This is a genomic window from Streptomyces sp. NPDC054842, assembly GCF_053611025.1.
In genome coordinates this window covers 114,150-125,975 of sequence record NZ_JBSGZN010000024.1, presented here as the reverse complement: position 1 = coordinate 125,975, position 11,826 = coordinate 114,150, and the positions used below count along the sequence as shown (strand labels likewise).

Sequence of the window (11,826 nt, the reverse complement as noted above, 5' to 3'; positions counted from 1 at the left end):
GCCCGGTTACATTCCGAACCCGGAAGCTAAGCCTTACAGCGCCGATGGTACTGCAGGGGGGACCCTGTGGGAGAGTAGGACGCCGCCGAACAAATATTGAAGAAAACCCCCGTACCGGGGATACCGGTACGGGGGTTTTCTGCGTTGTACGTGAATTTCCGCGGCATTACGGTGGCCTGCATGACCCACGTGATCCGCTCCCTGCGCGCCGACGAATGGCCCGCCGTTAAGGCGCTCCGGCTGGCCGCACTCCAGGACCCCGTCGCTCCCATCGCCTTCCTCGAGTCGTACGAGGACGCCGCGGCGCGACCCGACTCGTACTGGCGGGAGCGGACCGCGGGAGCCGCCGAAGGCACGACGGAGCGTCAGCAGTTCGTCGCCGAAGGGCCGGACGGGGAGTGGGCCGGCTCCGTGACCGTGCTCGTCGAGAAGGCCGGGACGCACGATCCCTTCGGGGGCGCCGTCGAGGAGTCCCAGGGGCACGTCGTCGGTGTGTTCGTGCGCGACGGGCACCGCGGCCAGGGGCTGATCGGCGCGCTGCTGGAGGCGGCCCTGGAGTGGTGCTGGGGGCTCGGCCTGGAGCGGGTGCGCCTGTTCGTCCACGAACGCAACTCCCGTGCGGAGGCGGCCTATCGCAAGGCCGGTTTCACACCGACCGGAGCGACGGTCCCCGTGCCGGACAACGCCGAGGAGCGGGAGATCGAGTTCGAGGTCCGGCGGGCCTGACCGGGCGGCGGACCGCTGAGCGGGCGGACGTCCTCAGACCGGCAGGTCGTACTGCGGCCAGCGCGAGCGGCTCTGCTCCTGCGACCGCAGCAGGGCCAGCGTGGGAAGGCCCCGCTCCGCTCCGCCGGTGAGCAGATCCGGGAGCTGGGGGAGCGGAGCGACCGCGGCGACGTCGTCCAGGACGAGCGTGAGTGGTGGGTCGAGGCGACCGGAGGATGACCGTTCGGCCATGCGCCGGCCGCGCTCGACCACGCTTGAGGCGAGGGCCGTCAGGAGCGGCATCGCGCCGGGATTCGCCTTGGGGTCCTCGATGGGTTCACCGACCACATAAAGCGTGCCCCCTTCGTTGACGAAGGAATCCAAGGTGAGTGCATCAGTTCGGTTGGGAGTGCAGGACTCGCGCACGTTCACCGTGAAGAGCGAGGACAGCGCCCTCGCCGTCAACTCCTGGGCGATGTCACGGCGTTCGGGGTGCGAGGTGAGGGCCGCCTCCAGTTCGCCCGCCGAACCCGCGGCGGCCTTCGGGTTGGTGCGCAGGGCCCGTACGGCGTCCTGGACCTGGCTGCCCTGGGCCCAGCGGTGGACGTGGCGGATGGCCTTGCCCTCGACCGCGGCGGCGTGCAGATAGCTGCGGAGGAGCGTTTCCGCGACGTCGGCCATCGCCTGGTCGACCTTCGCGCCCGGGCGTACCGGGGCGAGGAGGGCGGCGGCTCTCGCCCTGGCGGTGTCCCGGTCCTCGCAGCCGGCCGAGGGGGACCAGTGGAGGCGGGCCGGGGTGTCGCACAGGTGCGCCGGGTCGTAGAGCAGGACGGGGCCGAGCTTGGCCCGGGCGTCCTTGGTCTCCGACCAGACGGCCGGGCTGGAGGTGATGACGAGGGCGGCGCCCTCCGCGTCCCGCACCGCCTGGACGGCGAGGGGGTGGCGGGTGTCCGGGGGGCCGAGGAAGACGGGGCTCCGCTGCGGGGGCACCAGGGGAGCCGCCGTGTCCCAGCCGGGGGCGGGTGACTGGGCGAGCGTGGGCGCCGGGAGCGGCTGGGCGGCCTGCGGGGTGAGGGGCTCCGGCGCGGTCTGCTCCAGGGGCCCTGTCGGCCGTTCGGGCCCCGGTGCCGGGTGTTCCCGTCCGGGCGCCGGTTCCGGCCGCTCCAGGGGCTCCGGGGCTTGCTCCCGCGGGGTCTCCTGCGCGGTGGCCGGCTCCGGGAGTCGTGCGGCGCGTCTCGTCGGCTTCGTCGCGCGCCAGCGGGCCACCGTGCCCATGACGAAGACGGTGAGGACCACCAGGATCATCAGCTGGCCGATGAACAGGCCCCAGAAAAGCCCGTAACCGGAGAGCTGGCCGCCCGGGGTGTCCGGCCAGGCGCCGGGGATGTCGTGCGGGCGCGCGATGAGGTGGCGCATGGCCAGCGGCGTACGCCCGAACGTGACGGCGTCCGGCCAGACACCGTGGGCGAACAGGCCGGCGAGGCCCGTCGCCGACCACACCATCAGCGTCATGCCGAGGAGGAACGCGAGGATCCCCACCAGCAGACCGTCGGGAATGCCTCCGTCGCCCTCCGGGCGAGGGGCGCGTTCGTCCCGTCTCATCTCACGCCGCCGTTCTCGCGTCTCGTGCCGGCGTCGTACGCACGCCGTCGCCGGCACCGCTCATGCCGTCGTTCATGCCACCGTGGACTCGGACGAACCGTCGAGGTCGTTCAGATGCTGCTCCATGAACGCCGCGGCCCGCTCCTCGGCCTCCAGTTCCGCGGCGCGCAGGGCGTCGTGGGCGAGGTGGTCCTCGGAGGACTCCGTCATCGCGCGGTCCGTGAACACCAGTGGCCGTTCGGTCTCGGTGATCAGGTGCTTGACCACTTGGACGTTGCCGTTCACGTCCCACACCGCGATGCCCGGGGTCAGACTCGGGATGATCTCGACCGCCCAGCGGGGCAGCCCGAGGACCCGGCCCGTCATCCGTGCCTCGTCCGCCTTCTGGGCGTAGATGGTCCGTGTCGACGCCATCTTCAGGATCGCCGCCGCCTCCTTGGCCGCCGCCCCGTCCACCACGTCGGACAGGTGGTGGACCACCGCCACGAAGGAGAGGCCGAGCCGGCGTCCGAACTTCAGCAGCCGCTGGAACAGCTGGGCGACGAAGGGGCTGTTGATGATGTGCCACGCCTCCTCGACCAGGAAGATGCGCTTCTTGCGGTCGGGCCGGATCCACGTGTGCTCCAGCCACACGCCCACGATGGCCATGAGGATGGGCATCGCGATGGAGTTCCGGTCGATGTGGGACAGGTCGAAGACGATGAGCGGGGCGTCCAGGTCGATGCCGACCGTCGTCGGGCCGTCGAACATGCCGCGCAGGTCACCGTCGACCAGCCGGTCCAGGACCAGCGCGACGTCGAGTCCCCAGGCCCGTACGTCGTCTATGGCGACGTTCATCGCCTCGGCCGACTCCGGTTCGGGGTGGCGCAGTTGCTCGACGATGTCGGTGAGCACCGGCTGGCGCTCGACGATCGTCTCGTTCACGTAGGCGTGCGCGACCTTCAGCGCGAAGCCGGACCGCTCGTCCAGGCCGTGGCCCATCGCGACCTCGATGATCGTCCGGAGCAGCGCGAGCTGCCCGGTCGTGGTGATCGCCGGGTCGAGCGGGTTGAGCCGGATCCCCATGTCCAGGGCGGCCGTGGGGTCGAGCCGGATGGGAGTTATGCCGAGTTCCTCGGCGATGAGGTTCCACTCGCCGACGCCGTCCTCGCCCTGGGCGTCCAGGACGACGACCTGCCGGTCGCGGAACCGCAGCTGGCGCATGACGTACGTCTTCTCCAGCGCCGACTTGCCGTTGCCGGACTCGCCGAGCACCAGCCAATGCGGGGCGGGGAGCTGCTGGCCGTACAGCTGGAAGGGGTCGTAGATGTAGCCCTTGCCGGAGTACACCTCGCGCCCGATGATCACGCCGGAGTCGCCGAGGCCCGGGGCGGCGGTCGGCAGGTAGACCGCCTGGGCCTGGCCCGTCGACGTACGCACCGGCAGGCGGGTCGTCTCGACCTTGCCGAAGAGGAAGGACGTGAAGGCGTCCGTGAGGACGGAGAGCGGATCCCGCATCAGTGCATCAGCCCCTACCTGCGGATTCCGGTGGCGAACGGCAGTGTGTTCACAAAGGCGCGGTGGTGCTCGCGGTCGCACCATTCCAGCTTCAGGTACGACTTGCCGGCCGACGCGCGGATGGTCCGCTTGTCGCGGGCGAGCGCCTCGGGGTTGCGCGAGGAGACCGTGATGTAGCCGACCAGGTTCACGCCGGCGGCACCGCTCGCGAGGTCCTCGCCGCGCTGGTCGAGACGGTTGTGCGAGGCGATGTCGCGCGGGTCCACGGTCCGGTTCATCTTGGCGGCGCGGCTGGCCTCCGCCTCGTCGTTCGTCTTCTCCGTCAGCATCCGCTCGATGGCGACCTCGGTGGGTTCGAGGTCCATCGTGACGGCGACGGTCCGGATGACGTCCGGGGTGTGGACCAGCAGCGGGGCGAGGAAGTTGACGCCGACGGGGGTCATCGGCCACTCCTTCACCCAGGCCGTGGCGTGGCACCAGGGCTCGCGAGTGGAGGACTCCCGGGTCTTCGCCTGGAGGTACGTCGGCTCCATCGCGTCCAGCTCGGCCGGCCAGGCGTTGCGCCTCGTCATCGCCTGGATGTGGTCGATCGGGTGGTCCGGGTCGTACATCGAGTGCACGAGGGAGGCGAGGCGGCCCTGTCCGAGCGGCTGCCGTACGCGGATGTCGGCTTCCTGCAGCCGGGAGCAGATGTCGGTCAGCTCACGCGCCATGACGACGGCGAGCCCCGCGTCCCGGTCGAGCTTCCTGCCGCCGTGCGGCCGGACCGCGCGTGCCATGGCCTGGGCCTCGGCGGCGAGTTCGCGCGAGTAGTGCATGCAGGCGACGAGGTACGCGCGGTGCTGCTCGCTGCTGGTGGACACCATCGACTGGAGCTGCTCGTACGACTGCTGGAGCCAGCCGGGCGCCCGGTCGTCCCCGCGTACGGCGACGTCCTTGGCGTGGGCGTCCGGGTCGGCGGGCAGGGTGCGGGCCAGCATCTGGATCCTGGTGACGAAGCCGTCGCCGTTCGCGACGTGCTTCAGCAGGGTCCCGAAGCGGTCGACGAGGGCCTCCTGGTCCTCGCTGTCCCGCAGGCCGACGCCGGGGCCCTCGATCTCGATCGCGGCGGTGACCGTACGGCGGTCGGCGTGCAGCAGCACGGCGATCTCGTCCGGCCCGAAGGGGGCCGCGAGCCAGCTGATCCGGCCGATGCCCGGCGGGGGACCGACCTCGACCTCGCGTCCGTCGATCCGGACGCCGGCCTCCATGACGTGGGACCGGTAGGCGGTGCCGCGGCGCAGGGAGCGCTTGTAACTCCGGTTGATCTCGAACCACTTGTAGAAGGTCCGCCGCTTGTACGGGACGTACACCGCGGCGAGCGCCAGCAGCGGGAAGCCCATCAGGAGCACGATGCGCAGGGAGAGGACGGGGACGAGCAGTCCGCACATCATGCCCAGGAACGCGCCCACGATGATCAGCGCGATCTCGCCTGACTCACGATTCCGGCCGACGATCGCGTTCGGCCGGGCGCGGCCGATCAGATAAGTACGGCGGGGCGTGACCGGATGGGACACGTGGGACTCGGTCGTCAACGCCCTTCACCTCCCGTGCGGTTGGTACTGCTGTTGCGGGTGTTGCTTGCGTGGGGGGTGTTGGCCGGGCTGGTGCGCGGCGGGGGTGCGGCGGAGGGGACAGATCCGCCGCCTCCCGCGGGCGTACGCGTGCTGTGCGCGGCCACACCGCCGGACGCGGGGTTGGCGGGGCGGGGGGACGACTGGCCGCCGCCTCCACCGCCGCTGTCGGCGCGGGTGCTGTGGGTCTTGATGCCCTGGGCGACGAGGGTGGCCGGCGAGCTCATCACGGCCGCGGCCTTGCCTTCGGCGCCCTGCATGATGCGGTTGTTGCGCGAGTTGGCGATCTCGTCGCCGAAGCCGGGGACGAAGCGGTAGATCATGCCGCTGGCGAAGATCGCCAGAAGGATGATCGCGAGGCCGGAGACGATCGCGGCGAGCGAGTCGGGGCCGCCGTCGGAGGCGAGGGCCCCGGCGAGGCCGAGGACGATCACGATCACCGGCTTCACCAGGATCACCGCGATCATCACGCCCGCCCAGCGGCGGACGTGGCCCCACAGGTTCTTGTCGACGAGTCCCGCGTAGACGACGACGCCGAGGAGGGCACCGACGTACAGCAGGACGGCGCGCAGGTACAGCTCCAGGTACAGGATTCCCGCGGCGACGATCGAGATCAGCGAGACCAGCATCAGCATGATGGGGCCGCCGCCGATGTCGTCGCCCTTGGCGAGGGCCTCGGAGAACGTGCCGAAGAACGCGTCGGTCTGATTGCCGGTCGTCTTCGCCAGCACGTCGCTGACGCCGTCCGTCGCGGAGACGACCGTGTAGAGGATCAGCGGCGTGAAGGCCGACGCGAGCACCGTCAGCCAGAGGAAGCCGACGGCCTCGGACAGCGCGGTGGTGAGCGGGACGCCCCGCACCGCCCTCTTCGCGACCGCGAGCAGCCACAGCAGCAGGGTGAGGATCGTCGACGCGGCGAACACGACGGCGTACTGCTGGAGGAACTTGGGGTTCGTGTAGTCGACGTTGGCCGTCTCCTTCACGGCCTCCGAGAGCTTGTCGACGGTCCAGGAAGCGGCGTCGGCACAGCCCTTGGCCAGGGAGGAGAGGGGGTCGAGCGGGGAGGTGAGATCGGGCCCGTCGGTCCCCCCACGGGTGGTGCCCCCACGCCGGTTGTCACCGCGCTGGCAGTAATCCTTCGCGGGGCCGTGGATCAGGTCGCAAGGGTCGTTGCTCGGAGATGGTGACGGCGTCGGGGCAGCCGCCGCCCGCGCGGCGAAGACGAGGACAGTGCTCTGCACGGCACCGACGGCTGCGGTCAGTTTGAGTACGCGATGGCTAGCGGGCATACGTGAACCCTCCGTACTCCTGGACGACCTTCGCCATGTCGTCGGCGCTGGAGGCCTTTTCGTCGCCGGGGACAGGCGCCGGACCGTCCTTCTGCGAGTGCGTGACGATCTTCCAGTCACCGCCGGTCCATTCGAGCTTCATGGTGATGGTGAACCAGCTGCTCGTGACCGGGTTCGTGGAGCTCTCGCCCGCCAGTCCGAGAAGGCCGCCACACCAGACCTCGACCGTCGCCTTGTCGTTCGAGTACTCGGTGGCCTTGGTGCCGATCGGGCTCGTACGCGAGACGAAGGTGTAGCCCTGAGGTGCGGACCCGTCCTCGTTCAGACCGACGTTCTTGTTGAACTGCGGCGTGTACGCCTTGTCCAGCGTGCTTTCGAAGTCGGTCACGCGGGACGGCGTGATGATGGTCGTCAGGATCACGTCCCGCCTGGACTTGCTGAACATGTCCGCCGACCCCAGGACGACCGCGTAATTCGCCGCCGCGGACTCCGCACCCTGTTGATCGTGCGCGTACCCCGAGGGGATGGCCCCCGTCTTCGACTGCACCGGGCGTTCGCCGGAGGGGGCCGTGGGGGCGGTCTCGGCCTTGTCGCCGCCGCCCGTCCCCGCGGGGGCGTCGTCCTCGCCGCGGTTGGCGAAGGCGATCGCCGCGATGAGCAGGACGACGACACCGACGACGGTGATCAGGCTCCGGGACGAGGACCGGCCCCGCCGGGCACCGCCGTAGACGTCACCGCCCCGGTCCGGCAGCCGCGTCCGGGTCTGCCCGGAGCCGCCGTACCCGCCGTCGTCACCGCGCGAGGTGTCACCGTAACCATGATCGTCACCGAGACTCATACCGCGCACGCCCCCTCGACCTCGTACCGAAACGCCTCGTACCGAAACGCGTAGCAGTACGACGGTAGCCGTGCTGGTTCCCGCGCGGGCGCGGTGTGGTGACTGGACATCAGGGAAACGCAACCTCAGCCGGTGGGCACGACGGACGGGTGGGTCGGAGGGGGCACCGGGCGCGCCCGGCCGGGCCTAGACGGCCATGCCGTAGACGATGGTGAAGAGCGTGCCGAGGGAGCCGATGATGAAGACCCCCGTGAGGCCCGCGATGATGAGGCCCTTGCCCTGCTCGGCGCTGAAGGTGTCGCGCAGCGCCGTCGCGCCGATCCGCTGCTTCGCGGCACCCCAGATCGCGATCCCGAGGCACAGCAGGATGGCGACCGCCATCACGACCTCGATCATCACCTTCGCCTCGTTGCCCAGGCTGCCGAAGGGCCCCCAGTCCGGAGCGATCCCGCCGATGATCGTGGTGATGTCGCCCTTTTCGGCTGCGAAAAGCATGTAAGTCACCGCCCCTTGTGGGTAGTTCTCTCCACCCCCTGCCGCTGCGCAGAGGTCAGCTCATTCTCGCCGACAAAGACGCTGTCGTATGTCGACTTGACGTCATTGGTTGGCGGGTTTCGTACGAATCCCTTGCCTGCCGGCCCGCGGGGCACCCTCTCGGGAGCGCGGGCCGGTGGGCAAGGGGTCGTATGGTCACTCTGTGTATCACGGCAGGTCACGCCGGGCAATGAAGTCGAACCGGGACCTGTCGTGTGGTTCCGTCGTTAACCCCTTTTACGCCTCGGGGGCATCCCGGGGCGGTCCGCGGTGCGGACGGAAACTGACCGGCCCGTTCCGGGCGGTGCCTGTCCGATACAGAGGTTATCTCCGGATCCGGAACGGGGCGACAAGGGGGAGCGGGCGGACCGACGCCCCCTCAGGTCACCGCCGTGGCAAGGACGTCGGCGGTCCTGGCCACCAGCTCGTCGTCCGGGGCGGCGTCCGGCGCCGGTTTCGTGGTGAGGACGGCGAGCACGACGGGGGTGCCGTCCGGGGTCCAGGCGATGCCGACGTCGTTGGCGGTGCCGTGGGAGCCGGTGCCCGTCTTGTCGGCGATGGACCAGTCCGCGGGCAGGCCGGCGTGGAAGCGCTTCGCGCTGGTCGTGTTCCCGAGGAGCCAGGCCGTCAGGCGGGCGCGGTCCGGCCCGCACAGGGCGTCGCCCAGGGTCAGGCGGGCGTAGGTGCGGGCGATGGCCGCCGGGGTGGTGGTGTCCTCCCGGCGCCAGGGCTCCGCCGTGTTCAGCTCCGGCTCCCAGCGGTCCAGGCGGGTCCGTTGGTCCCCGAGCGAGCGGCAGAAGCGGGTGACGGCCGCGGGGCCGCCGAGTTCGCGGAGCAGCAGGTTGGCCGCCAGGTTGTCGCTGTAGCGGATCGCCGCGTCGCACAGCTCGGCGACGGTCATGCCGGCGGCCACGTTCTCGGGTTTGGCCGTGACGGCTCCGCCTCCGGCCGCCCGGACGTCCGCCGCCGTGTAGTGGAGGCGCCGGGCGAGGGTCCCGCCGTGGTGGTCGAGGTCCCGCAGGACGGCGGCGACCGCGAGGGTCTTGAACACCGAGCACATGGGGAAGCGTTCGCCGGCCCGGTGGCCGACGGTCGTCCCGGTCCTCAGGTTGTGGGCGAAAGCGCCCACCCTGGCGCCGTGGCGTTCCTCCAGCCTCCGCAGGCGGGAACGGGCGTCGCGGGTGCCGGGGTCGGCGTGCGCCGAGCCCGCGGTCAGCGCGAGAGCCGCCGTGGTCGTGACCGCGGCGGCCGTGGTGAGCAGGGTGCGGCGGGTTGTCGTCGGTCCTCGGATGGCTCGGTCCTCCTGTACGTGCGCGAAGTGGCCGGTCGCGCCTGCCCGTACGCCTCGTACGTCGGCGTTCCACTTCTCCCGGGTGCAGTGACGACGGTCGCGGGGCCACCGGTTTCACGGAGGCGTACGGGGAGCGGCGGGCCCACCGGGGCGAGCCTGCGGGCGCGGGACCGTCCGTCATGGGTGTACCACGCGTTTGGGGCTTACCAAGGTCCTGTCGCCCCGTGTTCTCCGGGTCGCGGAGATTTTTCCGGGGGCCTGGGTCAGAGTGGACGGGTGATGCGGCGCACCACTCGTCCCGGGAGTCCACGGCGGCACGCTCTGTCCGCCGTGGTCCTGGTGCTGGCCGCCACGACCTCGTCGGTGGCCGCCGCGGACGACGGCGCCGGACCGCTCGGGGTGACCGCGGACGCCCCGGCGACCTGGCCGGCGGCCCGCGTCGGTGCCCTCTTCCGAGGCTCGGGCGGCCTGGCGGGCGGCCACTTCTGCACCGCCTCCGTGGTGCGCAGCGAGGGGCGGAACGTGATCGTCACCGCCGCGCACTGCCTGGACGGCGGCGGCGCGTTCCGGTTCGCGCCCGGCTACCGGGACGGCAGGGCGCCCTACGGCGTCTGGGACGTCGGGAGCACGTACGTCGCCGAGGCGTGGCGGCGGGACCGCGACGAGGACAGCGACCTCGCCTTCGCCGTCGTGGACGACTTGGCGGGGCTGGAGGTCGAGGACGTCGTCGGCGGCAGCCCCCTCGCCACCGGGCAGGCCACCGGGGCGACCGCCGTGACGGTGACCGGGTACCCGAGGTCGCGCGAGGTGCCGATCACGTGCACCGCCCGGCCGACCGCGCGCGGCGGCACCCAGCAGCGCGTGGAGTGCCCCGGCTTCACCGGCGGCACGAGCGGCAGCCCCTGGGTGAACGGCGACGGGCGGGTCGTCGGCGTGATCGGCGGCCACGAGGAGGGCGGGGACACGGCGGACGTCTCCTACAGCGTCGTGCTCGGCGAGCAGGCGTCCGCGCTCCTTCGTACGGCGTCCGCCGGGCGGTGACCCGGCGAGGGGGACGGGCGAGGCGCGAGAGCCTTCCCGTTCGCCGGGAGGCGCGTGAGCCTTCCCGTTCGCCGGGAGGCGCGTGAGCGGCCACTTCCGGGGAAGGGCGAGAGTTGCCTGCTCCTCGGGACGCACGTGGGAGTCGGCGAAACGTTGGTCCTGAGCCGCCGTCACTTCCCGGACTGTGTCGGCCGGATCGCGTCTTCGCTGATTTTGGCGTGTAACCGTCTTGCGTGGCGCAGGGGCCGGGTGCGGGCGGAACGCGACGCCCGGACGCGTCCGCCACGTGCGGTTTCTTCTCGTGCGTGATCATCCCGCGCCGCCGGGGCCGCCTCTACACTGACGTCGGCGGACTCCCATGCGGTGAGGGGCGGTTGACGGTGCGTAAGGCTGGGGTCGTGGCGATCGCCGCCGTCGGGGCGGGGCTCAGCTTCGTGATGCTGCTCGTCGCGGGCGTCTACCTCGTCGCCGGGAACCTCGCCAACGGCGTGGGCGGCGGCTCGGTCGGGCTCGCCAAGGGCGCCGTGCCGGCCGCGTACCAGGACCTCGTGAAGAAGTGGGGCAACCTCTGCGGCGCGATCAACCCCGCGCTGCTGGCCGCCCAGCTGTACCAGGAGAGCGGCTTCAACCCGCGCGCCAAAAGCCCGGCGGCGGCCCAGGGGATAGCGCAGTTCATCCCCGGTACCTGGGCCACGCACGGGATCGACGGCGACGGGGACGGCGACCGGGACGTCTGGGACCCGGCCGACGCGATCCCGTCGGCCGCCAAGTACGACTGCACGCTCGCGAAGTACGTGAAGGACGCCCCGGGGAACCCGACCGAGAACATGCTCGCCGCCTACAACGCGGGCGCGTACGCGGTCATCAAGTACGGAGGTGTGCCGCCGTACAAGGAGACCCGGAACTACGTGAAGACGATCACCACGCTGGAGAAGAGCTTCGCCGCTCCGGTGACCCGGGTCGATCCGTCCGAGCAGGCCGCGGGCGCCATCTACTACGCGCAGAAGAAGCTCGGCACCCCCTATCTGTGGGGTGGCAACGGCACCGCCGACCAGGGCGGGCGCTTCGACTGCTCGGGGCTGACGAAGGCCGCGTACGAGAGTGTCGGCGTGACCCTGCCGCGGGTCGCCAACGACCAGTACAACGCCGGACCGCACCCGAGCCGCGAGGAGCTGCTGCCGGGCGACCTGGTCTTCTTCTCGGACGACCTGACCAACTCGCGGACCATCCGGCACGTGGGCATCTACGTCGGCGGCGGGTACATGATCGACGCGCCGCGCACGGGTGCCGTGATCCGCTTCGACCCGATCGACACCCCCGACTACTTCGGGGCGACCCGGGTGACCGAAGATGGCGCGAAAGCACTCCCGACGGCGGTCTGAAATCCGCCGGAATCCGCCCTCTGAGCTGCGGCGA

General features: G+C 71.1%; 10 protein-coding genes and 1 rRNA gene. 4 read left to right on the top strand and 7 right to left on the bottom strand.

From position 1 onward, the window contains the following. Together rrf and ACWGIS_RS20440 are read left to right on the top strand one after the other, a co-directional pair. A 5S ribosomal RNA gene (gene rrf / locus ACWGIS_RS20445) occupies positions 1 to 91 on the top strand; the annotation flags it as partial. Positions 92 to 180: 89 nt separating this feature from the next. Next, positions 181 to 726, top strand: a complete 546-nt coding sequence (locus ACWGIS_RS20440) for a GNAT family N-acetyltransferase (RefSeq protein ID WP_453363842.1) — start codon at positions 181 to 183, stop codon at positions 724 to 726. 33 nt (positions 727 to 759) lie between these two features. Here the strand turns inward: ACWGIS_RS20440 and ACWGIS_RS20435 are convergent, their stop codons facing one another. From ACWGIS_RS20435 to bla, 7 genes are all read right to left on the bottom strand, one after another. Continuing rightward, entirely contained in the window at positions 760 to 2,307 is a 1,548-nt protein-coding gene (locus ACWGIS_RS20435) for a type VI secretion protein (RefSeq protein ID WP_453363841.1), read from the bottom strand. A gap of 72 nt (positions 2,308 to 2,379) precedes the next feature. Next, positions 2,380 to 3,804, bottom strand: coding sequence for an ATP-binding protein (locus tag ACWGIS_RS20430; RefSeq protein ID WP_356169717.1), 1,425 nt, complete (start codon positions 3,802 to 3,804; stop codon positions 2,380 to 2,382). 14 nt (positions 3,805 to 3,818) lie between these two features. Next, positions 3,819 to 5,378, bottom strand: coding sequence for an SCO6880 family protein (locus ACWGIS_RS20425; RefSeq protein WP_453363840.1), 1,560 nt, complete (start codon positions 5,376 to 5,378; stop codon positions 3,819 to 3,821). Then, positions 5,375 to 6,706 carry a hypothetical protein gene (locus tag ACWGIS_RS20420; protein WP_453363839.1) on the bottom strand — a complete coding sequence of 444 codons (1,332 nt, stop codon included), beginning with the start codon at positions 6,704 to 6,706 and terminating at the stop codon, positions 5,375 to 5,377. Before ACWGIS_RS20420 ends, ACWGIS_RS20425 begins: the two co-directional genes overlap by 4 nt. Then, positions 6,696 to 7,544, bottom strand: a complete 849-nt coding sequence (locus tag ACWGIS_RS20415) for a hypothetical protein (protein ID WP_453363838.1) — start codon at positions 7,542 to 7,544, stop codon at positions 6,696 to 6,698. The genes ACWGIS_RS20420 and ACWGIS_RS20415 overlap by 11 nt, the downstream gene beginning before the upstream one ends. Before the next feature lie 186 nt (positions 7,545 to 7,730). After that, positions 7,731 to 8,039, bottom strand: a complete 309-nt coding sequence (locus ACWGIS_RS20410) for a hypothetical protein (RefSeq protein WP_099503752.1) — start codon at positions 8,037 to 8,039, stop codon at positions 7,731 to 7,733. Between the two features lie 418 nt (positions 8,040 to 8,457). After that, positions 8,458 to 9,339 carry a class A beta-lactamase gene (gene bla / locus ACWGIS_RS20405; RefSeq protein ID WP_453363846.1) on the bottom strand — a complete coding sequence of 294 codons (882 nt, stop codon included), beginning with the start codon at positions 9,337 to 9,339 and terminating at the stop codon, positions 8,458 to 8,460. A 309-nt stretch (positions 9,340 to 9,648) separates the two neighbouring features. Here bla and ACWGIS_RS20400 point away from each other — a divergent pair, with 309 nt between their 5' ends. Beyond that, on the top strand, positions 9,649 to 10,410 hold the full coding sequence (locus tag ACWGIS_RS20400) for a trypsin-like serine peptidase (RefSeq protein ID WP_453363837.1): 762 nt from the start codon (positions 9,649 to 9,651) through the stop codon (positions 10,408 to 10,410). A gap of 374 nt (positions 10,411 to 10,784) precedes the next feature. Then, a complete protein-coding gene (locus ACWGIS_RS20395) occupies positions 10,785 to 11,792 on the top strand; it encodes a C40 family peptidase (protein WP_453363836.1) in 1,008 nt (335 codons plus the stop codon). The last annotated feature ends 34 nt before the right edge of the window (positions 11,793 to 11,826 follow it).

Bases quoted from the DNA above. Each gene is read 5' to 3' on its own strand.
- ACWGIS_RS20410 (WP_099503752.1), bottom strand. From the start codon at position 8,039: ATGCTTTTCGCAGCCGAAAAGGGCGACATCACCACGATCATCGGCGGG.
- ACWGIS_RS20435 (WP_453363841.1), bottom strand. From the start codon at position 2,307: ATGAGACGGGACGAACGCGCCCCTCGCCCGGAGGGCGACGGAGGCATT.
- ACWGIS_RS20430 (WP_356169717.1), bottom strand. From the start codon at position 3,804: ATGCGGGATCCGCTCTCCGTCCTCACGGACGCCTTCACGTCCTTCCTC.
- ACWGIS_RS20400 (WP_453363837.1), top strand. From the start codon at position 9,649: ATGCGGCGCACCACTCGTCCCGGGAGTCCACGGCGGCACGCTCTGTCC.
- ACWGIS_RS20440 (WP_453363842.1), top strand. From the start codon at position 181: ATGACCCACGTGATCCGCTCCCTGCGCGCCGACGAATGGCCCGCCGTT.
- ACWGIS_RS20415 (WP_453363838.1), bottom strand. From the start codon at position 7,544: ATGAGTCTCGGTGACGATCATGGTTACGGTGACACCTCGCGCGGTGAC.
- ACWGIS_RS20420 (WP_453363839.1), bottom strand. From the start codon at position 6,706: ATGCCCGCTAGCCATCGCGTACTCAAACTGACCGCAGCCGTCGGTGCC.